22 protein-coding genes and 2 tRNA genes are annotated in these 22,977 nt (G+C 58.8%); 4 read left to right on the forward strand and 20 right to left on the reverse strand.

The window, feature by feature from the left end:
- Positions 1-270 precede the first annotated feature (270 nt).
- The 17 genes from rarD to HG264_RS11675 form a co-directional block, all read right to left on the reverse strand.
- Positions 271-1,167, reverse strand: coding sequence for an EamA family transporter RarD (gene rarD, locus HG264_RS11600; RefSeq protein ID WP_043106078.1), 897 nt, complete (start codon positions 1,165-1,167; stop codon positions 271-273).
- Between the two features lie 48 nt (positions 1,168-1,215).
- Complete coding sequence (locus HG264_RS11605; RefSeq protein ID WP_169407817.1) at positions 1,216-2,145, reverse strand: LysR family transcriptional regulator; 930 nt, start codon at positions 2,143-2,145, stop codon at positions 1,216-1,218.
- A 177-nt stretch (positions 2,146-2,322) separates the two neighbouring features.
- Positions 2,323-3,459, reverse strand: coding sequence for a DUF3883 domain-containing protein (locus tag HG264_RS11610; protein ID WP_169407819.1), 1,137 nt, complete (start codon positions 3,457-3,459; stop codon positions 2,323-2,325).
- Positions 3,460-4,102: 643 nt separating this feature from the next.
- A complete protein-coding gene (locus HG264_RS18825; protein WP_169407820.1) occupies positions 4,103-4,279 on the reverse strand; it encodes an AlpA family transcriptional regulator in 177 nt (58 codons plus the stop codon).
- The gene (locus HG264_RS18830; protein WP_372240166.1) at positions 4,276-4,764 is read right to left on the reverse strand and encodes a helix-turn-helix domain-containing protein; all 489 of its coding nucleotides are present in this window, start codon (positions 4,762-4,764) and stop codon (positions 4,276-4,278) included. Before HG264_RS18830 ends, HG264_RS18825 begins: the two co-directional genes overlap by 4 nt.
- A 250-nt stretch (positions 4,765-5,014) precedes the next feature.
- Positions 5,015-5,090, reverse strand: a tRNA-Thr gene (locus HG264_RS11620).
- Between the two features lie 306 nt (positions 5,091-5,396).
- On the reverse strand, positions 5,397-6,620 hold the full coding sequence (locus tag HG264_RS11625) for a methyltransferase (protein WP_169407823.1): 1,224 nt from the start codon (positions 6,618-6,620) through the stop codon (positions 5,397-5,399).
- Positions 6,621-6,623: 3 nt separating this feature from the next.
- Positions 6,624-7,325 carry an ABC transporter permease gene (locus HG264_RS11630; RefSeq protein WP_169407825.1) on the reverse strand — a complete coding sequence of 234 codons (702 nt, stop codon included), beginning with the start codon at positions 7,323-7,325 and terminating at the stop codon, positions 6,624-6,626.
- On the reverse strand, positions 7,322-8,014 hold the full coding sequence (locus HG264_RS11635; RefSeq protein ID WP_169407827.1) for an ABC transporter permease: 693 nt from the start codon (positions 8,012-8,014) through the stop codon (positions 7,322-7,324). The genes HG264_RS11630 and HG264_RS11635 overlap by 4 nt, the downstream gene beginning before the upstream one ends.
- 46 nt (positions 8,015-8,060) lie before the next feature.
- Positions 8,061-8,810, reverse strand: a complete 750-nt coding sequence (locus HG264_RS11640) for an ABC transporter substrate-binding protein (RefSeq protein ID WP_169407828.1) — start codon at positions 8,808-8,810, stop codon at positions 8,061-8,063.
- Positions 8,811-8,822: 12 nt separating this feature from the next.
- On the reverse strand, positions 8,823-9,590 hold the full coding sequence (locus HG264_RS11645; RefSeq protein WP_169407830.1) for an ABC transporter ATP-binding protein: 768 nt from the start codon (positions 9,588-9,590) through the stop codon (positions 8,823-8,825).
- A gap of 240 nt (positions 9,591-9,830) precedes the next feature.
- Positions 9,831-10,712 carry a DMT family transporter gene (locus HG264_RS11650; RefSeq protein WP_306085233.1) on the reverse strand — a complete coding sequence of 294 codons (882 nt, stop codon included), beginning with the start codon at positions 10,710-10,712 and terminating at the stop codon, positions 9,831-9,833.
- Positions 10,713-11,272: 560 nt separating this feature from the next.
- Positions 11,273-11,348, reverse strand: a tRNA-Phe gene (locus HG264_RS11655).
- 86 nt (positions 11,349-11,434) lie between these two features.
- Positions 11,435-11,707 carry an oxidative damage protection protein gene (locus HG264_RS11660; protein ID WP_169407834.1) on the reverse strand — a complete coding sequence of 91 codons (273 nt, stop codon included), beginning with the start codon at positions 11,705-11,707 and terminating at the stop codon, positions 11,435-11,437.
- Positions 11,708-11,739: 32 nt separating this feature from the next.
- Complete coding sequence (gene mutY, locus HG264_RS11665; RefSeq protein ID WP_169407836.1) at positions 11,740-12,786, reverse strand: A/G-specific adenine glycosylase; 1,047 nt, start codon at positions 12,784-12,786, stop codon at positions 11,740-11,742.
- Positions 12,783-14,951 carry an AsmA family protein gene (locus HG264_RS11670; RefSeq protein WP_169407838.1) on the reverse strand — a complete coding sequence of 723 codons (2,169 nt, stop codon included), beginning with the start codon at positions 14,949-14,951 and terminating at the stop codon, positions 12,783-12,785. Before HG264_RS11670 ends, mutY begins: the two co-directional genes overlap by 4 nt.
- A 64-nt stretch (positions 14,952-15,015) precedes the next feature.
- A complete protein-coding gene (locus tag HG264_RS11675) occupies positions 15,016-16,128 on the reverse strand; it encodes an NAD(P)/FAD-dependent oxidoreductase (RefSeq protein WP_169407840.1) in 1,113 nt (370 codons plus the stop codon).
- Between the two features lie 111 nt (positions 16,129-16,239).
- On the opposite strand from HG264_RS11675, the gene hisB reads away from it, so the two are divergent.
- From hisB to hisF, 4 genes are all read left to right on the forward strand, one after another.
- A complete protein-coding gene (gene hisB / locus HG264_RS11680) occupies positions 16,240-16,833 on the forward strand; it encodes an imidazoleglycerol-phosphate dehydratase HisB (protein WP_169407841.1) in 594 nt (197 codons plus the stop codon).
- Positions 16,834-16,836: 3 nt separating this feature from the next.
- On the forward strand, positions 16,837-17,484 hold the full coding sequence (hisH, locus tag HG264_RS11685) for an imidazole glycerol phosphate synthase subunit HisH (protein WP_169407842.1): 648 nt from the start codon (positions 16,837-16,839) through the stop codon (positions 17,482-17,484).
- 108 nt (positions 17,485-17,592) lie between these two features.
- A complete protein-coding gene (gene hisA / locus HG264_RS11690) occupies positions 17,593-18,330 on the forward strand; it encodes a 1-(5-phosphoribosyl)-5-[(5-phosphoribosylamino)methylideneamino]imidazole-4-carboxamide isomerase (protein WP_169407843.1) in 738 nt (245 codons plus the stop codon).
- A 38-nt stretch (positions 18,331-18,368) separates the two neighbouring features.
- Positions 18,369-19,142 (forward strand): imidazole glycerol phosphate synthase subunit HisF, encoded by a 774-nt coding sequence (hisF, locus tag HG264_RS11695; RefSeq protein ID WP_169407845.1) that lies wholly within the window; start codon positions 18,369-18,371, stop codon positions 19,140-19,142.
- A 331-nt stretch (positions 19,143-19,473) separates the two neighbouring features.
- On the opposite strand, the gene HG264_RS11700 is transcribed toward hisF, so the two are convergent.
- The 3 genes from HG264_RS11700 to HG264_RS11710 form a co-directional block, all read right to left on the reverse strand.
- A complete protein-coding gene (locus HG264_RS11700; RefSeq protein WP_169407846.1) occupies positions 19,474-20,415 on the reverse strand; it encodes a divergent polysaccharide deacetylase family protein in 942 nt (313 codons plus the stop codon).
- Positions 20,412-21,695: a S41 family peptidase gene (locus HG264_RS11705; protein ID WP_169407847.1), complete on the reverse strand. Its 1,284-nt coding sequence runs from the start codon at positions 21,693-21,695 to the stop codon at positions 20,412-20,414. Before HG264_RS11705 ends, HG264_RS11700 begins: the two co-directional genes overlap by 4 nt.
- Positions 21,696-21,784: 89 nt before the next feature.
- Positions 21,785-22,969 (reverse strand): murein hydrolase activator EnvC, encoded by a 1,185-nt coding sequence (locus HG264_RS11710; protein ID WP_169407848.1) that lies wholly within the window; start codon positions 22,967-22,969, stop codon positions 21,785-21,787.
- Positions 22,970-22,977 lie beyond the last annotated feature (8 nt).

The raw sequence follows: 22,977 nt of genomic DNA on the forward strand, positions 1-22,977 counted from the left end.
CCAGCGGGCAGGTCAACCGCCTTCGACTTCAATACCATGCTCTTTATTTGGTCGAGGAGTACGTCGGCAATTTCCGGTGCCTCGTACTCAGCAAGACACCACAGATCCCGGATCATACCGATGAGCTGGTCGCCCAGTGGAATCGAGATGGAGACGAATAGCGCCGTTCACAGTAGGCCGCTCTCGGCCAAGAGCAGCCATTTACGCCAGGTTACCTTTCGCCCCTGAGCAGGCGTTGGATATTGGCCAGAATCGGGTTGCCTAGTGACCTTATGCAACGTCCCTGAGCGGCTCTAACCCACCCCTCATATGGCGCATTCCGTCTAGAACCAACAAGCCGACCGCCAGCCAGATGGGGATATAGGTCAGCCATTCGTGCGTCTGGATCTGTTCACCGATAAGCAGAGCCACTGCGACCATCAGCACAGGCTCCACATACCCCAGTAGGCCAAACAGGCTGAATGAAAGGATGCGACTGGCGACCGTGTAGCACATGAAAGCGGCGGCACTGATGACCGCCAGTACGACGACCATCAAGAACAGGCTCGGCGCTTGCGCGAAGTGGTTGGTGGTCGATTGCTGCGCGACTATAAACCAGACAACGAATGGCAGTGTCAGCAGCATGTCAAACCAGAGTCCGCCTAGATGAGCAGTGCCCAGCTTGCTGCGCAGGACGAAATACAGGGGAAAGCCCAAAGCAACCAGCAGCGCTTCCCAGGAGAAACCGCCCACCTGATACAACTCATGGGCTACGCCCAGTGCGGCGGCCAATCCGGCGGCCTTTTGAAGCGTAGAAAGGCGCTCGCGGTAGAACACCCGGCCGATCAGCAGCATGCTCAGCGGCAGCAGGAAGTAGCCCAGGGAAACTTGCAGGCCCCGACCGTTCAATGGTGCCCACAAAAAAAGCCACTGCTGGGTGCCGAGCAGCGCACTGCTGCAACACAGGCCGAGGATCAGCCACGGGGTTTGGCGGAGGCGGGCGAACAACGCCACGACGTGCTTCCACTCCCGACCGATCAGCATAAACAGGGTGACGCAGGGCAGCGTCAGCAGCATGCGCCAAGCGAATACTTCCTCGCCGTTCAAGGGCGCTAGCAGGGTCGCGTAGTAGTAGAGGCCAGCAAACATGCAGGACGATGCAACAGACAAAGCGATGCCTTTGTACACGAAGCCTCCGTGTAGCGAGTCAGTGGACGATGGGGAGAAAACTCAGGGTTACGCGAGCGCCCAGGGTGGGCCGTTGGCGAACTTGCGTTCGATCCACTCCTTGAAGGCCAGGGTGGTGGCCGGGGAAAATTTTGCCGAGGGCCTTACCAGATAAATCCCGCCTTGGCCATCCAGTGACCACTGCGGCAGCACGCGAACCAGACGGCCCTCGACCAGGTCGCGACTCATCAACCACTCACCCGCAGCCAATATGCCCACGCCCGCGCGGGCGGCTGCGAGCAGCGACTCGCCGTCATTCGCTGTCAGCGCTCCCTTTACCGCCACCCGCTCCTGGCGCTTGCCGTTGCACAGACGCCATTCGGGGAAGTTGGCAAAGCCACTGAAACGCAGACAGTTGTGACTGGAAAGTTCCTCTGGTGTAGCGGGACGGCCGTGTTGCGCGAGGTAATCGGCAGAGGCGCAGAGGATGCGCCGGTGATCGCTGAGCTTTTTGGCGATCAGCCGGTTGTCGTTAAGCTCACCGATCCGGATAGCGGCATCGAAACCCTCAGCGATGATGTCGACGAAGCGATCGCTGTAGTCCGCCACCACCTCTATTTGTGGGTGGCTCTTGAGGAACTCCGGCAGCAGCGGCGCGAGCCAAACTCTACCCATGGTCGCCGGCAGCGCCAGGCGCAACGTGCCACGCGCCTCCATCGCACCCAGCGCCGCCTCTTGCTGAGCCTGCGAAATCAACGCCAGCGCAGCACGCAGGCGCTCTACAAGCTGCGCGCCTGCATGCGTCAGACGAACCTGGCGAGTGGAGCGTTCGATCAACCGCACGCCCAAGCGAGCCTCCATCGCCGCTACGCGCTTCGAAACAATCGAAGGATGACGCTGCAAGCGGCGTCCGGCAGCCACGAACGAGCCTTCGTCGGCGACTGCGAGCAGTGCGGCTATTTCATCGCTGTGTCGATTGTCGAGCAGCTCGGAGTTCATGACGTAAAGGCGCTTGGCTGAATGTGGCTACAGTATGAGAGCGCTATTCAGAATGAACAATGTTGGTGATTTGCACTTCATAGATGCATGCGGTGCATCAATAAGTCTTGCCATACTACGAGTGGGAATGACTGCCTTTGGCCGATAGCAGCCTATCAACCCTAGTCCATCCAGGCTCTACCCCACTACGCTCCGAAAACTCGCCCGATAGTCCGTCGGTTTCAAATGTACGTGCTGCGCTAGGTCGCCAGACAGGGTATAGAGGCGTGGTCCGTCCCTGAACTGAAACACCCGGTACAGATGGAACTGCTCCTCTACTTCTTGGGAAAACATCAATTCGTTATGACTGATTAGGAATGAAGAGGCTACGCCACCATTGGTCGTTTTCACCTCGATGAAGCGTTCACGGGCATCGTCTTCGAACGAGAGGATGTCGAAGCCAGCACCGTCTCCTTGTATGTCTGCCACCCAATCCAGTCGCTGGAACAGTTCTGGGTGGCCTAGTTCGCTAAGGCGTTGCTGTTCGTAGCCAATTACCCACTGCTCCCCTGCCCGCCCCAGCTTGCGGTTGGCCTCGTCGCGGGCGGCATAGTCGAATTTGCGTGGTAGGCGTTGCCGTGTGGGCGTGGGGCCGCGCACGAGTATTTCACGCTTCGGCGCTTCGACCAGAGCGGCCAGATATGTTCTGTCACCCGGCAACCTTACCTCCTCCAGGGCATCGACGATTGAGCCGATCCGTTGCTGGTGCTTTAGGACATACGCTTGTACGGTTTTACGGAGCAATAGCTGACTGTTACTTCTGGGCTTGTAGCCGTTGATATAAGGCAGTCCCAGCGCATCGAGCACGGCGCTGATGTTCTGGTGCTTGAGCTCGACCGAGGACTTGCTGCGGCCGTTCAGTAGGCGGCGCAGTGTTTGGTTGTGCTCGGACTTGTTGTACGGCTCGCCGCCGGCCTCGGCACGGAGCATGTCGAAGTAGTCGGTGACCGTGGCCTCCACCTCCGCTTCGGACCAGTCTTCGCCTATGCGAATGATGCGAAACCCGAGGCTGGTCAATGCAGGAACGACAGTCGCCTCGCCACCGGAAAAGCTGTCCGCAGCTAGCGGTCCCTGGTCAGGAAACTGCTTGCCGAATGCTACGCCGGCGATGGCTTTGGAATCGCAGTCAGTGCCGGTTTTCGGGTCACGCACAAGGTAATCGCGCGACTTGCCGAAGCCGTAGCGCGCCAGAAATTTGGTTCGGCCAAGCTGCACGAACTCATCGATCGCAGCCTGCACGGCAACGTGGCTTCGCAGGTGAAAGAGCTGAGACATTTTATCGGCCCATCAGTAATGATGCGGCCGCAGCATCAAACGGCTCGGCCTCCAGAGTTACATTGATACGATGAGTCTGCCGTCCTACAAGCCTCGGCATTACCACCTCCCACCACTCACACTTGTACCTAGCCCGAGGGCAATTGACAGGTCCTTGTCGACCTTGTGTTCAAGCTCTTTGCCCGTGTCAGGGCGCAAGGCGCCGGCCATGAATATTCGGTCGGATTGGCCCGCTCTGGCCGGGCCGACTTCCAGATCGAAGATCAAGCTTTTGGGTTGAAAAGGTAAAGCCATCCGGACAGAAATCCTTGCAATAGACTAAGGGGCTATCGGCACTGTAGCGGCAAATTACTAGCGTAGGTAGGTGCATGAGGTCGCGGTGGGGTTTAGTTGAGAGGATACCCGTCAGGTGTGAGCCAGAGCAAAAGAGCAAAAGAGCAAACGAATCGGCATCACCCGGCTGGGCCGGTCGAGCTGGCTGCGCACCGAGCCCGAAGAGCCGTCTCGGCCCAATGGGCGCGCATCATTGACGCTGGGAACTGTGGTCATGACCCGTTTCGAGCCGACACCTACCTTTCGCGACGGACAGCTGTCTGCCCGCCTAGAACATTTCCGTCGATGGACGACGTCTTTTCCCATCGCCTCACTGACTGCTGAGCCACCCTATCAGCTCTTTCTCAGACCAACGCGTTAACCGGCCGATTCTGACTCTTCCTGGAAGGGATGGGTTTTCTTTCGTCAGCCGCCAAAGAGTCTGACGGCTGACACGTAATATGGCGCAAATTTCATCGGTGGTCTTAAGCACCTCGCTAGTAATCATTGATCGCCTCCGTTTGTGACCACCTTAGTACTGAATCTCCCCCTCAGCCTTTGCTGCAGCTGTTGCAGGTGGTACTTGCCAACTTCGCCGCCAGATGCCACCCCTGAAGATTTTCTTTCTTTTGTTAATTCTTGGGGCGACACCCATGCTGTCACCCTCGAGAGTGACAAATCCGACCCGTTGCCGGCTATGCTGGTCTCAGTGGCGGAGGCTTGAGACACCGCGGGAAGCAAACGATAAAAATTTGATGTCTGACGGCCACCCGCAGCCGTACGAGGGATAATTTCCAACAACCCTTGGGCGACAAGACGCTTAAGCCTTCTTTGTGTCGACCGCAGGGACTGGGAAATTGCCTCCGCTATACGAGCCACTCCGGGCCAAGCCAACCCCTCTGCATTGCTGCGAAACGCTAAAAACAGCATTAGGTTCTTGTCGCGGGGGTCACACTCCAAGGGAAAAACGGTCGACATGAGCTCGATATTCATACATGTCCACCTTTGCAAATCGAAATAAAAGTCATCGCCTTCGTCTCCTACGTGAATTGGCGATACCTATGAAATACGAAAGCGAGATGGAGAATGTGCGATAAAACACCGAGTTTCGGTTTTTTTAGCGAAAGGTGTAAGAAGCGGGAAGACGCATGATCGCGGAGAAAAGTGGTATCCAAAGTGGTACCCAAACACCAGAAAGAAAAAAGGCCCGCTTTTAAGGGCGGGCCTAAATTCTTGATTTATATGGTGCCGGCACCAAGAGTCGAACTCGGGACCTACTGATTACAAGTCAGTTGCTCTACCAGCTGAGCTATACCGGCGCGGGGTGAATTATATAGATGCGGGCTGATCTGTAAACCCCTGTAGCGGGTTATCCACTGTTTTTTTGCCGATGCGACGATTAATCGCACTTGTGTATGGTTTCTGTCGCAGCACTTGACAAAGCAGGGTTAACCTCTTGTTTTTGTGAAACTATCCACTCAGGTTATTTTTTGATCGGCACGCTACAGGCCGCGTAATTAAAGGCTCCTGGAACTCTATCAAGCTGTCGTCAACATGATTATGCACAGTAGTCGGGGATAACCGCGCACAACCCAAATCTGTGGATAACTCTGTGTGCAAGCCGTTCACAGGCTGGGAGCGGGCTGTTCAGTTATTTTATGGGCGAGCAGCATGAGGTTACGTGGCGTAAGGCTTACAGGGCAGAATTGACCGAGTTGTACACAGTAGCCTGACTCCTGCAAAAAAAGAGCCCGGTCGAGTAGCAGCCATATTTCCAGAGGACGCCGGAACAGTGCGCCGACCAGCTCGAGGTTACGCACGTGAGCCAAGCGCTGCCAGCCGCGTCTTTCCAGCGCACTCCAATCTGTCGGCTCTTGCAGATCAAGCTGGTGATGCGCGGCAAAGCTGCGGCAAAAGTCGGATATACCGGCATTCAAAGCGCTTTGCGGTCTGGCGGGCGTCGGCAGGTAGCTATCCACACCGCGTGCTTCGCGCTGCCACAGATCAAAGGCCAGACGCCACGCCATCGATTGATCACGCAGCCGCCGCACCCGCTGCCCTGCTGTAACGCTTTCCAACAGTGGCAGCCCGAGATCGTCCTTGCTGAGGTTGAGTCGCGCCCTGCGGCCTGCGGTCGAGAGTGGCTGATAGCGGTCGGTTTCGATCCGGTTGTAACAACAAGGCGACAGCACCAGTTGACCACAGCCCCGCACGACACTCTGGCGCAGCAGGCTCATATGCAGTTCACCACAGGCGTGCAGGGCAACTGGCGTGTGATGCGGTTGCAGATGCAGCCACGAGTCGGCACTGAGCACATCGGCATCCAGATGGGACGCCTGAATACCGCACTGCTGGCTGAGCGCCCTGCCCTGCTCATTGAGCGCAGCGTCATATTCCAGGCAGCTCAATGGCTGCCCGCTGGTAAAGGCCAGGAGTCGCCCCAGATGCCCCTTACCGGCACACCAATCCAGCCAGTGTTGCGCGGGCTGCGGCAATCGCTGTTTGGAGATATCGGCGAAGCGGGTGATCTGCTGCCATTTGCGCCCCGGCACATTGCGGGTGAGTAGCTCGGGCAGCTGCATCGGCGGCTCGCGCGACCAGTCTTCCACTCGGCTGAGTAATTGCGACTGTGCTGCCAGTTCAGCAAAGGGCGCGGGCGCGTCTAACAGGTGGGGCTGGTTGTGGCTGTGTTCGGCCTGCTCCAGCGAGCGGCTGCGCAGAAAGGCTGAAAGCTCTGGCCAATCCTGCTCCCAGGCTAGCTGCAGTTGCGTGAAAGGCCGTGCGCGCCAGACGGCCTGGTGCTCATTTAACCAGGCGTCCAGTTGCTGAAAGCGCTCAAGAAAGTCCATGACTCAGCGCTTGCGGCTGGCCTCGATCTTGAGCCAGTGTTCAACCAGCTTGAACAGCTGGGTAAACAGAATAGTGATGGTCAGATAGATCAGGCCCGCTACCAGGAAGAACAGTTCGAATTGATAGGTGCGCGAATTGATGGTGCGCACCACGCCCATCAGATCCATCAGCGTGACGGTGTAAACCACCGCGCTGGCCTTGAGCATGAGAATGACCTCGTTGCCATAGGCCGGCAGACCAATGCGGATTGCCCGCGGCAGGATGATGTACTGCAATGCCTGGCTCCGCGACATGCCGAGCGCTCTGGCTGCTTCGACTTCACCTGGCGGCACTGCCTGGATCGCACCGCGCAGGATCTCGGCTATATACGCGGCGGTGTGCAGCGTCATGGTAATCAACGCACACCAGTAAGGTTCGCGCAGGTAAGGCCAGAGACTACTCTTGCGCACTACTTCAAACTGAGACAGCCCGTAGTAGACGAGAAACAGCTGCAGGATCAGCGGCGTGCCGCGGAAGAAGAAGATGTACGAATAAGGCACTGCGCGGATATACCAGTGGCGCGACGCCCTGCCTAATCCCAGCGGGATAGCAAGAATCAGCCCGATCAATACAGCCAGACCGACCAGTTCCAGTGTTACCAGCGTGCCTTCCCAGAGCTGCGGCAGCCAGGGTTGAATCATTGCCCAACGCTCGGCCCAGGTCATAGTTCCGTCCTTGCATAACCGCGGTTGGCCCTGCGCTCAAACCAGTGCAGCGCGGCCATGATGATGACTGTCAGGCCCAAATAGATCAGAGCGGTGGTGAAGTAAAATGTGAAGGGTTCCCGGGTAGCGTTGGCGGCAACCTGTGCCTTGCGCAGCACTTCTTCGAGGGTAATCAGCGATACCAGCGCCGTGTCTTTCAACAGAATGAGATACAGGTTACCCAACCCCGGCAGAGCGACTCGCCATAGTTGCGGCAGGGTGATACGCCAGAAGATGCGCATGTTCGACATGCCCAGCGCTAACCCGGCCTCCTTCTGTCCGGGGGATATCGACAGCAGTGCACCGCGGAATACTTCGGTCGCGTAGGCACCGAAACATAACCCCAGCGCCAGCGTCCCAGCCAGGAAAGGGCTCAGCGTCAGATAGGGATTGCCGAAATAACTGCCTAGCGCGTTCATCAGCGATACGGTGCCGAAGTAAGCCATCAGCACCCACAGGGTTTCCGGAATGCCGCGCACAACCGAGGTATACAGGCCGCCAACGCCGCGCAGCAGTACGTTGCCTGAGACCTTGGCGCTGGCACCAAGCAGACCGAGTAACAGCCCCAGCGCTACCGCCGCCAGGGACAAACGAATCGTCATCCAGGTCCCGTCGATAAGGGCTGGACCAAAACCGTGCAAATCAAACATGGGCATTTTTCAGTCGCGCCGGGTCTCGCAGGACCCGGCCGTGAGATCAGCGAATGCTGAAGGGGAAGTATTTGGCGTTGATCTCTTCGTAGGTGCCGTCTTCGATGATGGCTGCCAGTGCCTTGTTCAGACGCTCGCGCAGCGGATCACCCTTGCGCACGGCAATGCCGATTTCGTCGTCATCAAATACCGGCTCGCCCTTGAATTCGAAGTTCTGGCCGGCTTCAGATTCCAGCCAGTCATGTTGAACAAACTTGTCCGCCAGGGCGCCATCGATGCGGCCTGAGTTCAGCTCGAGATAGACGTTTTCCTGAGTGTCATACAGGCGAATATCGACCACGTCGCCCAAGTTTTCCTCGAGCCATTGACCCGCAAGCGTGGCGCGCTGGGTGCCGATGGTCTTACCTTCCAGGCTGGCTTCATCCACCTTGAAATCAGACTTTTTCGGCGCGACAAACTGCAACTTGTTGGTGTAATACGGCTCAGTGAAATCCACAGCCTGCTTACGCTCGTCAGTGATAGACATGCCGGCAATCAGGAAGTCGAAACGGCGGGTGTTCAGCGCTGGAATCAGGCCGTCCCAGTCGGAGGTGACCACGGTGCACTCGACGCCCATTTCCTCGCAAAGGGCCATGCCAATATCAATATCGAAGCCGACAACCTCCCCCTTGCTGTTGATCATATTGAAGGGCGGATAGGCGCCTTCAGTGCCGATGCGCAGCGTTTCCGCCATCGCCGGGGCGCCCATGAACAGGGACATAGCAGCGGCCAGCAAAACCTTCTTGTAGCTTTTCATGGTTACAACTCCTTACCTGTGGCTGGACATGAACTGTTTACAACGTTCGGACACGGGATTATCGAAGACCTGTTCGGGCGTGCCGATTTCCTCGACTTGTCCCTGATGCAGAAACACAACCTGACTGGACACATTCCTTGCAAAGCCCATCTCGTGGGTGACCAACAGCATAGTACGTCCTTCGTCGGCCAGCGTTCGGATCACGTTCAGCACTTCCTGGACCATCTCCGGGTCCAGGGCAGAAGTCGGTTCGTCAAACAGAATGACGCGTGGCTGCATGGCCAGCGTGCGGGCAATCGCGGCGCGCTGTTGCTGACCACCCGAGAGCTGCGCGGGAAAAGCATGGCGCTTGTCGGCGATGCCCACCTTCTCCAGAAACAGCTCGGCCGCGGCAATGGCATCAGCTTTGCGTTGCCCCAGCACGCGCCGTGGCGCCTCGATGATGTTGTCGAGAATGCTCATATGCGGCCACAGGTTGAAGCTCTGGAAGACGAAACCGACATTGGCACGCAGGCGATTGATCTGCTTATTGTCGGCTGCGACCAGCGCACCGTCGCGGCCGGGCTTGAGTTTCATCTCTTCGCCAGCTACCAGGATCTGTCCCTTATGGGGATTCTCGAGCAGGTTGATACAGCGCAACAGCGTGCTCTTACCCGACCCGGAGGAGCCCAGGATAGAGATAACATCACCGTCGCGAGCAGTGAGATTCACGCCCTTGAGTACCTCAAGGTCGCCGTACCGCTTGTGCAGGTCACGCACTTCCAAAGCTGGCGGTGTCACGTAAGGCTTTCCGATCCATGCGCCCGCAGACGCGTATACATTAAGTTTGGGCGAGTCGCCCGAATAGACCACGCAATGAATCTGCAATCAGTCTGTCATGCGCGCAAAACTAGCACAGCTCACTTACATGACCAAGAGCACTCATCGGGTCATGGATAGAATATTCATGCAAAAGTCTTTCCATAAACCACGTAATGATCGACATTCAGAGCGCGTTGTTGCTCGCCGGCCGCAGCCCATTTACCGCCGTTCAAACACCACCAGCGTGACGCCGACCACCACTACCACTGCACCAATGATCTGCACCAGAGTAATCGGAGCGCCCAACCACCAGAACCCGCCAGCCATGGTGACCAGCGGAAGCAGATTCAGCAGTACCGCTGAACGCGAGGGTCCCACCAGTAGCACAGCGCGGTTATAGGCCACGAAGGCGACCAGCGAGGGGCCCAGACCGAGATAGAGCAAGGCCAGGAAGGCCTCTGTATCAAGGCTCCAGACCCGCTCCGACAATAGATTCTCAGCCAGTGCCATCGGCGCCAGTATCAGCGCAGCGATGGCCATCAGCGGGACCAGGGTAGCGTAAGCGGGCATCCCGACCAGCCAGCGCCTGATAGTGAAGGAATAGCCGACCCAGGCACATACGGCCAGGAGCATTAGCACATCTCCCCGGTTCGCCTGCTCCAGTAGTGCACTCAGCTGTCCGGCAGATACCACCCACGCCGCGCCTGCAACCGAAAGGACAATGCCAAGCCACTGGGATCCTCTCAGGCGCTCACCGAAAAATGCCGCCATACACAACGCAGTGATGACCGGCACGCCCGATTCCAGTACCGCCACGTTGGTCGCGCTGGTGTATTGGAGCGCGGCATAAACGAAGACGTTGAATAGCGCGACGCCAGATACGGCGACCGCCAGCAGACCTCGCCACTGCTGAATCAGCAACTGACGCTGCCGATACGCAGCAGGACCGAACAGACAGACCACCGCGATCAACGCAACCAGCACCCGTCCCAGGGCCAGCGTAACGGGCGGCAACGTGCCGGCCACCGCCTTACCCACCAGGATATTGCCGGCATAGAGCAACACGGCGAGCAGTAAGTAAAGATAAGCGCGGATAACCAGTACTCCGAATCAGATTCAGCGTGACTGTAACGTGCTCCAAGCATGCCAAGCGCACCCGATTGGAGCAATGAGCGTCCTGGAATGCAACACGACGGACGCGTGGCGCATATCAAGATGGGATGAGCGTAACGCTATAACGAACGAGGGATCAGCCGCTGCTCAGGGGCCCGGTCACCTGCTTCGGTCTTCCGGGTAGCGCGTATCAGATCGCCTCTCTTCAGGCTCGGCGCAGGCGGCCGCCGCCAGAGGCTGATGGTCGGCACAATAACGGCCGAAGGTCAGCCCGTCACATCTAGGCCAGGCACAGGGTTTGAGCTTGTTTTTATAGGTCATAGGGCCACTACTGCCAAAGGGTGGTTTATTCAACGTACACCACAAATGGGTGACCCGCTGTTACAGAAACATAAGGATACATTTATCGAAACGGCTTAAAAACCGCGTACTAGACGCAGCGAACCCCACCGACCGCATAGTGGAATACGAAGAAAGGAGTGCGACATCGTGCGGCAGGCGGAAAACAAAAAGGCCCACCCGGAGGTGAGCCTTTTTGTTCAAATTAATGGTGCCCAGAGACGGAATCGAACCGCCGACACGAGGATTTTCAATCCTCTGCTCTACCGACTGAGCTATCTGGGCAACGGGGCGCTATTAAACGGTTTAAGAGGTTATGTGTCAAGCGCAGCCTGGAAAATAATTCCTTTTTTCAGCCGCTTACCTGTCGCTCATTGCGCCGGAGGCACGTAACCCTCGGCCTGAGCGTAATCATCGCCGGAAAGGAATTTTTCCATTTCTTCCTGCAGGAAGCGTCGATCCTCGGCGTCCATCATGTTCAGGCGACGTTCGTTGATCAGCATGGTCTGATGAGCCTGCCACTCGTCCCAGGCTTTTTTCGAAACATCGTTATAGATGGCCTCCCCTTTCGCACCCGGGTAAGGGGGACGATCGAGTCCCGGAAGCTCCTGCTTGTACTTGCGACACATTACCGTGCGAGTCATGGACTACTCCTTCAGAAAGATGAATAAGTCGGCTAAATGAGCAATTCGGCCCGCTTGAGTAGTTTCTTGACCGGCGCAGCCAGTCCAAGGCGGGTAGGTTGGCGCAGGTTATACCAGACCTGCCCCGGTTCGGTCACGGCATGACCGGGCTCGACCTGCACAATCAACGGCTGAATATCCAGATGAAAATGGCTGAAGGTGTGCCGTAGCGGCTCGAGCGCCTGCGGCGCTGCTGACTGCCAGCCCAGGCGCTCGACGAGCAGCTCAAGCCCGTTCAAGTCATCCAGCTGCGGAGGACTCCACAGGCCGCCCCAGAGGCCCGAGTCGGGCCGCCGCTCGAGCCACACATCACCATCCGGGTTGACCAGCATTGGCATCACGCATTGGCGCACCGGTAACACTTTCTTCGGGCGCGGGTTCGGGTAACGGGTGGGCTCGCCGAGCCGTCGCGCCTGGCAGCCGGCTTGCAGCGGACATACCAGGCAGCTAGGCCTACTACGGGTACACAGCGTGGCGCCCAGGTCCATCATGGCCTGAGTGTAGTGATTGACGCGCTCTGTGGGTGTGAAATGCTCGGCCAATTGCCAGAGCCGGTCATGCACGGCGCGCTCACTCGGCCAGCCTTCGACCGCCTGGTAACGAGCCAGTACCCGCTTGACGTTGCCATCGAGAATAGGGGCGCGCAGGCCCATGCTCAGACTGGCAATGGCCCCCGCAGTGGATGGACCTATCCCCGGCAGCTGGGTGAGCCCTTCCACACTGGCGGGAAACTCTCCATCAAAGTGTTCGACGACGGTTTGCGCTGCCTTATGCAAGTTGCGTGCGCGACTGTAATACCCAAGTCCGGTCCACAGGTGCAGCACCTCATCAGCGGGGGCAGCGGCCAACGCGTTAACGTCAGGCAATGCCTGCATGAAGCGCTGGTAGTACGGGATAACCGTCGCCACCTGAGTTTGCTGCAGCATGATTTCCGACACCCACACACGGTAGGGCGTTATATCCTGCTGCCAGGGCAAATCCTTGCGCCCGTGGCGGTCATACCATTCAAGTACCGCCTGCGAAAAGGCTGTAGGACTCACCGGCCTAACAGACCTCGCAACGCATCACGCACTGCCGGAGCCTGCTCACCCAATTTGTCTTCAAGCTTTTCCTCGACCTTGCGCTTTGCCTCATCGCCGATCAATCGACCGGCGATTTTGGCTACGCCATCGCCATCCACACCACAGCTGCTCGCAGCGTTGTGCAGAAAGCCTTCGCACCGGATTGGCCATTCGATACCGGCGTAGCGCTCATTGACCTGGCAGGCCGGATCCGGCATTTCACGGGTGTCGCCCTGAATCTCCAGGCCAATGCGGTAATCCATCTTCTGCTGCGGCAGATTCACACTGCCACGACCTTTGGCTGCAATGCCCGGTAGCGCTACGACCAGATCTTCGTTACGCACCTGCCCGTTCTCGATATTGAAGCTGCCCTGCAAACTGCGGAACGGCGTATCCTGCCCGCCGCGCGACTCCGACAGCGCCTTGCGATTTGCCAGCGCGATGGCGCGGCACAACTGTTGCTCGAGGTTCACGCCGACCAGTGCGCCATCATTGACAGTGAAACTGGCGTTGCCATCGAGCGTATCCATCCAGCGGTAGATGCTGTTGCCCTGCGCCTGCAAATTCGCGTTGAGATCGACCAGCCCGCGTATCTGCGGCGGCTGTTCATAAGCTTCCTGCAGCGCCAGCGAATCGATGCCGGTCAAAACAGGTTCGATACTGACGGTAGTGGGCGTGCTGCGGGTGTTGATTTCGCCCTGGGCAGAAAACTCGCCGCCAAACACGCCACCACTCAACTGCCGGAGTTGGACGACGCCGTCATTGGCCAGCACGCTGACCTCGAAGGGGCTGATGGTCAGACCGGTAACGATGACTTCCTGCAAGCTCAGCTGTCCGTCAATGTCCAGTGTAGCGAGCGTTTCCAGCGGCAGCACTGCTTCGTCGCTCCAGGCCGGCGGCGCTACGCCGGTGCGGCTACCGCCCGAAGGCAGTACCGGCGTCGGAGCTGCGTCCTCGCTCGGCTCTTCCTCAGCTGGCAAATATTTGTCGATGTTCAAAGTGTTACCGGTGAGATTGAAGCGCAGCGCTTGACGCTCAAAGTCAGCCAGCCCTGCGTTGCCGGTCAGCTCGCTACCGTCGACGACCAGTTTGAGATCGTTGAGCATAAGGCTGTTGGCGGAGCCATCGATGTTGGCCGATAGCGCCACCGCTTCCAAAGCGCGGGGGTCGGAGGTTTCCGGCAGCTCCTGACCCAGCGAGCGGATGAACTTGCGGCCGTCAAATTCTGCAGCATCCAGATTGCCGGTGAGCTTCATTTCACCATCCAGGTCAGTGGCCTTGAGCTGACCGGTAGCACGCATGTCGGCGACGGTGAGGCGCATTTCGTTGAGTTCGGCGATCTGCTCGGTCAGATCCACCAGTGCGTTGCCCTGCAGCTCGAGATTGACCGCACGGCCTGAAAACGGCGTGCCGCTGGCATCGACCTTGAGATCGATAGCTTCCAGCTCATAGCGATTCTGGCTCAGGTCAAAACGCGCCACGCTGTTCAGATCCATCCGCACGCGCAATGCCGGATCGTCGACAATCAACAGTCCAAGAAACTCGACATCGAACGACTCACCCTCAATCAGAGCACCGGTGGTCAGATTGATGTCTTCCATCTGCAAGCTCTGGCCGGCCTGCTCATCGGTGTAACGTACGTTGGCGTTGGTAATGCGGACGCTCTCGATGGCAATGTCCAGATCCGTACCGCCCTGCTCCGGCTCTGCCTCGGTGGTAGCGCCTTCTTCCTGCACCACCTCTTCGCTGGCACCGATTGACTCCCAGTTAGCAACGCCCTGCTGGTTGCGAACCAGGTTAAGCGTGACGCTGTCGAGGATCACATCATCCATGCGCAGCTGTTTGCGCAACAGCGGGAGTACCTTGACGCCGAGACCCATGGAGCCGACCTGCGCCAGCTGCTGATCAGGCTGATCGAGCGGCGCGACACCCACCTGCTCGAGCTCGATACCCAACCAGGGAAACAACGACCACGCGATGTCACCTTCCAGCGTCAACTCGACGTTGGCGTGCTCACGCGCAGCCTGCTGAATGTTTTCCTTGTAGTCGTTCGGGTCGAATATGCGAGTCAGGAAAAACAGCAGCCCCACCCCCAGCACCAGTAAGCCGAACACCACCAGACCAACTATTTTCAGCGCTTTCATGGGTACCCCTTGTTATTCATTCCCGGACCCTCGGCCCGCTGTTTGTTTCGTAAAACGCATTACCTTAGAGCCTGTCCATCAGCATGGCTACTTTCTCTGCGATAGCGAGGCTGGATGTCAGGCCCGGCGACTCAATCCCGAACAGGTTGATCAGCCCGGAAACACCGTGAGCGCGCGCGTCCTGCACAGTGAAATCACGCGCCACCTCACTGGGACCACTGAGCTTGGCGCGGATACCAGCGTAGCCCGGCACCAGACGCTCAGGCTCGCATTGCGGCCAATAACGGCGAATAGCCCGGGCGAAGCTCGGCGCCAGCGAAGGGTCTACCTGATAGTTCAGATCGTCCTGATACAGCACATCCGGTCCGAAGCGCAGCTGGCCGCCCATATCCAGCGTCGCATGCACACCGAGCCCTGCGGTATTGGCTTCAGGCATAGGATAAACCAAATGCCGGAAGGGGGACGGCCCGCTATAAGCGAAATAACTGCCCTTGCAGTAGTGCACAGGCGGTATCGCCGAAATCGGAAATCCCTGCACGTGGGCTGCGAGCTGTTGCGCGAACAACCCGCCTGCGTTGATCAACCAGGCAGTGCTCAGCTCGAAGGATTCGCCGGCGCTGTGGCCTGAGACTCGCAAGCCGGTTGGAGTCTGCTCGACAGCTTCAATACGTGCATTGCAGACCAGCGTTCCGCCATGGGACTGCAACGCCGCTTCGTATGATTGCATCAGCGCATGGCTGTCGATGATACCGGTCAACGGCGAGAACAGCCCGGCGACCGCCTTTACGTCCGGCTCCAGCTCGTGCACCTGTTCGGCGTTCAGCCATTGCAGCTCGACGCCGTTGGCCGAGGCGTTGTCGTGCAGCGCCTGCAGCGCGGCTATCTCACCGGGCTCCACTGCCACCAACAGTTTGCCGATGCGCCGATGCGGTACGTTATGGCGCTCACTCCAGTCGTACAGCAGGTCGCGCCCCTGTTTGCACAATGCCGCTTTCAACGAACCCGGCGGATAATAGATACCCGCATGAATGACTTCACTGTTGCGGCTTGATGCGTGCTGGCCTGGCCAGCTTTCCTGTTCCAGCACCATTACCGAACGGCCAGCCGCGGCCAGATGCTGCGCTATTGCCAGGCCGACCACACCGGCCCCTGCTACCACTACGTCACAATCGTTCATTGCGGTTCCCTTGCTGAATTACCCTGTTCCACATTCCTGAGCCCTGATGTAGCCCGCACCCCGTGCTGTACGTATAATGCTCGGCCTTGATCGTATTACTGGAGAACTGCCATGGCTGAGCGCAAGGCAAGCGTCGAGCGCAACACGCTGGAAACGCGAATCAAAGTCGACATCAACCTGGACGGTACCGGCCAGGCGGACTTCGATATCGGCGTTCCCTTCCTTGAGCACATGCTGGACCAGATAGCCCGGCATGGCCTGATCGACATGAAGATACACTGTCGTGGCGATTTGCATATTGACGACCACCACACTGTGGAAGACGTCGGCATCACCCTCGGCCAGGCATTCGCCCAGGCGATGGGCGACAAGAAAGGCGTTCGTCGTTACGGTCACGCGTACGTTCCGCTCGATGAAGCACTGTCGCGCGTAGTGATCGACTTCTCCGGACGCCCCGGCCTGCAGATGCACGTGCCTTTTACCCGTGCAACGGTTGGTGGCTTCGACGTCGATCTGTTCCAGGAGTTCTTCCAGGGCTTCGTAAATCACGCATTAGTGACCCTGCACATCGACACGCTGCGTGGCACCAACACGCATCACCAGATCGAAACCGTGTTCAAGGCCTTTGGACGCGCACTGCGCATGGCCATTGAAGAAGACCCGCGTATGGCCGGCATGATGCCCTCCACCAAAGGCTGCCTCTAATCCATGGCGAACACTCACGTAGCCGTTATCGACTATGGCATGGGCAATCTACACTCGGTCGCCAAGGCGCTCGAGCACGTCGGCGCGCGCCACGTTGAACTGACCAGCGATCCGCAGATCATCCTGGCCGCCGACCGCGTGGTATTGCCCGGTGTCGGCGCGATCCGCGACTGCGTCAGTGAATTGCGCCAACTTGGCCTGGACGAGGTGGTGCGCCAGGTCGCTACGCAGAAACCCTTGCTGGGTGTATGTGTCGGCATGCAGATGCTGCTTGAGCACAGCGAGGAGAACGGCGGCGTGGACGGTCTCGGACTGTTTCCCGGCAAGGTGAAGTTCTTCGGCGATGAGTTAAGCGAAGCGGATGGCACTCGCCTGAAGGTTCCCCACATGGGCTGGAATCAGGTCAAGCAAACGCTTGATCACCCGCTGTGGCACCGTATTGAACAGGACGCGCGCTTCTATTTCGTGCACAGCTATTACGGCGTTCCGGCGCGGCAGACACAACTGGCCGGCCGCTGTCATTATGGCGTCGACATTGCTGCGGCGCTGGCCCAGGATAATGTTTTCGCCACCCAGTTTCACCCGGAAAAGAGCCACACCAATGGTCTGCAACTGCTGCAGAACTTTCTGGCCTGGGATGGACGCTGGTAAACCCGAACATACCGCTTGAGTCAGCAGGCAGGATAAACCGCTCGGTGACCAGCCTGCCAACCCAAGCCTTCTGTCTACAGCGACGCCGCAATTCAAGGAACACATTCCATGTTAATCATTCCCGCTATCGACCTCAAGGACGGCGCGTGCGTGCGCTTGCGCCAGGGCCTTATGGATGACGCCACTGTATTTTCAGATGACCCGGTAGCCATGGCAGCCAAGTGGGTTGAGGCCGGCTGTCGCCGTCTGCACCTGGTTGACCTGAACGGCGCCTTCGAAGGCAAGCCGGTCAACGGTGAAGTGGTTACGGCTATCGCGCGCCGCTATCCGAACCTGCCGATCCAGATTGGCGGTGGCATCCGCTCACTGGAGACGATCGAACATTACGTTCGCGCCGGCGTCAGCTACGTGATCATCGGCACCAAGGCGGTCAAGCAGCCAGAATTCGTTGGCGAGGCCTGCCGCGCATTCCCCGGCAAGGTGATTGTCGGACTGGATGCCAAGGATGGCTTCGTCGCCACCGACGGTTGGGCTGAAGTCAGCGAAATCCAGGTTACGGATCTGGCCAAGCGCTTTGAAGCCGACGGCGTATCAGCGATCGTGTATACCGATATCGCCAAGGACGGGATGATGCAGGGCTGCAACGTTGAAGCCACTGCCGCGCTGGCGAACGCTACCTCGATTCCCGTCATCGCTTCTGGCGGCATCCACAACCTGGGCGACATTCAGAGCCTGCTGGATGCCCGCGCACCGGGAATTGTCGGTGCCATCACCGGGCGCGCAATCTACGAAGGTACGCTGAACGTCGCCGAAGCCCAGGCGCTTTGCGACGCGGCCCGAGGCTAATAGCCGGCAGCCGGCTTTGTTCTAATGGAGATATGAAGATGGCACTGGCAAAAAGAATCATCCCCTGCCTGGACGTAGATAACGGCCGCGTGGTCAAGGGCGTAAAGTTCGAGAGCATCCGTGACGCCGGAGACCCGGTGGAGATTGCCCGGCGCTATAACGAAGAAGGCGCGGACGAAATCACCTTTCTGGATATTACCGCCAGCCATCAGGAACGCGATACCACGCTGCATACAGTAGAGCGCATGGCCAGCGAAGTCTTCATTCCGCTGACCGTGGGCGGCGGCGTGCGCACCGTCAGCGATATTCGCAACCTCTTGAATGCCGGCGCTGACAAGGTGTCGATCAATACCGCCGCGGTGTTCAATCCGGAGTTTGTTGGCGAGGCGGCTGACCGCTTCGGCAGCCAGTGCATTGTTGTAGCCATTGATGCCAAGCGCGTCTCAGCCGAAGGCGAAACACCGCGCTGGGAGATCTTTACCCATGGCGGCCGCAAACCCACCGGGCTGGACGCGGTTGAATGGGCGCGCAAGATGCAGGCCCTCGGCGCCGGCGAGATCCTGCTGACCAGCATGGACCAGGACGGCATGAAAAGCGGCTTCGACCTCGGCGTCACCCGCGCCATCAGCGATGCGCTGCATATTCCGGTTATTGCATCCGGTGGCGTCGGCAATCTGCAGCACTTGGCGGATGGCGTACTGGAAGGCGGGGCGGATGCGGTACTCGCGGCAAGTATTTTTCACTTTGGTGAATACACCGTCGCGGAAGCCAAGGCGTATATGGCTGAGCGCGGGATTGAGATGCGGTTGTAAACCAACCCCAGGGCGTCCTTCGGCCGCCGTCGCGCCGGGGGCGACCCTCCCACCGGTATGTGCATACCGTCGATAAGTTGAGCTATGGCTAGATCGCGGTGCCTCTCGATCTCTCCAAAACAGAACGGCGCTGGCAACGGTTTTGCATTTGTGGGAGAGCAACCCTCCCACGGGTAAGTGCATACTGTCGATAAATTGAGCTATGGCTAGATCGCGGTGCCTCTCGACCTCCCAAAAACAGAACGGCGCTGACGACGGTTTTGCATTTTGTGGGAGGGTCGCCCCCGGCGCGACGGCGTCCGCAGGACGCCTTGTTTTCGGACCATAACACTCAGCGCCTACCCTGCCCCAGCAACTCCCCAATCGCCACCACCCGCACCCCTTCTCGCTCTTCCAAGCCCGGCAATACCCGTTCAAGAAACGCCAGCGTCTGCTCATGCGGGTGCCCAATCAAAACCGCCACACCCTTCTCCCGCGCCTCTGCCAAAGCACGACCGAAAGCATTCTGCAGTGCTACCGGCGAGAGCTCGTTATCGAGAAACACATCCCGGGAAATATGCGCAACGCCATGTTCTTCGGCAGCGAATGCGGCCTGTGTCTGCGCTGAGGTCCGGCTATCCACAAAGAACAAATCACGTTCACGCAGCTCAGCCATCAACCAGTTCATCTGCGGGCGCAGCGTGGTCAGCAAACTGCCCATGTGATTATTGACACCGGCTACTGGCCCGAAATCCTCCAGGTTGTCTTCCAGCGTGGCGGTGAACGTATCGCGGTCCATATCGGCAAAGAGCGCACCCGGGCCAGGCGACAGGTTCGCGCCGTTCTGCATGGGCAGGTGCACTATGACGGTGCGTCCCGCTGCGCTGGCTTCTTTAGCTAGCCGGGCGGCCATGGCAGTATGTGGGAGGATCGCCAGCGTGACGGGTGCTGGCATATCGATAACCCGGCGACCGCGCGCATAATTATGCCCCAGATCGTCGATGATAATACCCAGCGCAGGCATTTCGCCCTGATCATCCCGCCCGGCCGCCGTTGCTGGTTCTAACGGCGGCTCATCCTGCTGGGCCAGTGTTTCCCAGCCGGCATGCTCGATACGCATCCACTCCGCGCGCAGGTGATCCGCCTCGGGTGTAGCCGGCCGGATAGCAGGCGACCGGGTTTCGACTGATTTGCCGAGCTGCCTGGCAGTCTGCTCACTAGCAGGGAATTCGGGCGCAGGGTCGCTGCAGGCTGCGAGCACTATTGCCAGCAGCCCCAAAACCAACGGTTTCATTGTTTGGCGCGAGTGATATTCAGACCTTTGAGAAGGTTAAGCGCCTGGCTGAGTTGATAATCGGCTTCCTCGGGGTTATCCCCCTGGCTCACCGGCGTACGAATAGTCGGCCGCTCGTTACCATTCTCGTTATTCAGATGACCTTCAAGATCCGCCTCGCGGTAGCCAGCCTCCTGCTCATCCCGAACCAGATGGCCACGCTCGACGCGAATATCCGGAACGATGCCCTGTGCCTGAATCGACCGCCCATTGGGAGTGTAATAGAGCGCGGTAGTGAGCTTCAGCGCGCGGTCATTGTTGAGCGGCAGCACCGTCTGCACCGAGCCCTTGCCAAAGCTGTCAGTCCCCATGATCACGGCGCGGGAATGGTCCTGCAGCGCGCCAGCGACAATCTCGGAAGCCGAGGCCGAGCCGCCGTTGATCAATACCACCACGGGCACGTCCTTGCTTGGATTGTTACTGGTGGCATTGAAGCGCATATCGGAGTTGCTGAGCCGCCCCTTGGTGTACACGATCAGACCTTTATCGAGGAAGCTGTCCGCCACTTCCACGGCGCTTTGCAACACACCGCCGGGGTTGTTACGCAGGTCCAGCACCAGCCCCTTGAATTCATCGTTCCTGGTCAACGTGTTGAGGGTGCGGCGTACTTCGTCACCCGTGTTGTTCTGGAACTGGGTGATCCGCAGATAGGCGTAACCCTTACCAAGATCTTCGGTGCGCACGCTGGCAACCTTGACCACAGCGCGCTCCAGCTCGACATCAAAGGGTCGGCCTTCACCGCGCACCAGCGTCAGCACGACCTTGGTGCCCGCGTCCCCGCGCATGAGTTCCACCGCTTCCATAAGGGTCATACCCTTGACCAGCCGATCATCGATCTTGACGATCAGATCGCCGGCCTGGATGCCAGCCTTGGCTGCGGGGGTATCATCGATCGGCGAGATGACCTTGATCATGCCGTCTTCCTGTCCAACCTCGATGCCTAGCCCACCGAACTGGCCGGTTGTGGTGTCCTGCAACCCACGGAAAGCTTCGGGCTCCATGTAAGACGAATGCGGATCCAGCCCTTCGAGCATGCCCTGAATGGCATTCTGCAGTAGCGTGGCGTCATCCACCGGCTCAACGTAGGCGGCGCGAATGCGTTCGAGTACTTCAGCAAAGGTACGCAGATCGTCCAGAGGCAGAGGTGCAGCAGGCGCCTCGTCCTGGCGCTGGGCATGAGCCGGAACGACAGCAAGAGCGAGGCTCAGGCAGATAGCGGACAAGGTACGCGCAGCGGTCATCTAACTCTCCGAACACAGGATTGATTTGATCTGAGAAACCCCGGTGAATCACTACGCCAGATCAGGGCGTAGTGCTCATGGCGTGCTCATTAGCTCGACAGCATACACCAGGCTAACGGGTCCAGTGCACGGCCCTGTTTGCGGATAGAGAAATACAGCGACGAGCTGGACAGCCCACCGCTGCTACCCACGGTGGCAATGGCCTCGCCTGGCTGGACCCATGTACCGACGTCGCGCAATAGCGTCTGATTGTGGCCGTACAAGCTGAGATAACCATTGCCATGGTCGAGAATCAGCAGCAGACCCGAACCCCGTAGCCAGTCGGCAAAGACTACGCGGCCACCGTGAATGGCATGTACGGGTGTGCCGGCTTCGGCAGTTATAACCAGACCATCCCATTTAAGGCGCGCATCGTCGCCCCGCTGGCTACCAAACTTCGACTGGATACTGCCCTTGACCGGCAGCGGCAATTTGCCCTTGGCGTCCGCAAACGGCAGGCTGCCGGCAGGGGTCGGGATACTGGTGATGGCTTCGTCAAGCTTCTTGATCAGTGCAGCCAGCTCAGCCCGTTCGGACTGGCGCTGTTTGAGTTGCTGTTCGCTGGTGCGGCTTTCGCTTTTGAGACTGGCCAGCAGTTCCGCCCGCGTTTCGCGCTCTGCCTCCACCGCTTGCTGCCGCTCGGCCAATTGCTCGCGATTTTCATGCAGCTGCGCCTGCTCGCGCGCAATCGCCGCGCTGGCCTGCCGGATCTGCGCCAGAGTGTGATTGTAGGTGGTGATTTCTTCCATACGCGCGCGGCTGACGTATTCGTAATAGCGCATCATCCGTGCGACGCGGGCGGGATCGTCCTGGTTCAGAACGAGCTTCAGGTAATCCTGCTGACCGGCCATATAGGCAGAACGCGCCTGACGGGCGATCTGTTGTTCCTGCTCCTGAAGGGCCACCTGTAACGCTTCGGCCTGGCCGCGCAGGTCATCAATGCGGGTTTCGCCCTCCTCGATCTGCTGCTCAAGGGCTTCGCTTTCCTCCTGCAGGCGACCAATTTCCGACTCGCTCTGCTTAAGTTCCCGCTCTAGCCCGGACATATCCTGCTTGAGTTCGCCGAGCATTTTCTTCAGCCGGGCGATCTCCTGTTCGGTCTGTTTGAGTTCTGCCTTGGCTTCGCGCGAATCCTGCGCCAAAGCCGGAAGCGCCAGCGCGCCGCCGAATGCCATCAGCGCGACCAGCACCCCGGCACGCCAAGGCGCACTTCGCCGCGGCTGGCTGACTCGCATCGCCGCCG

The organism is Pseudomonas sp. gcc21 (assembly GCF_012844345.1).
Taxonomy (GTDB): domain Bacteria; phylum Pseudomonadota; class Gammaproteobacteria; order Pseudomonadales; family Pseudomonadaceae; genus Halopseudomonas.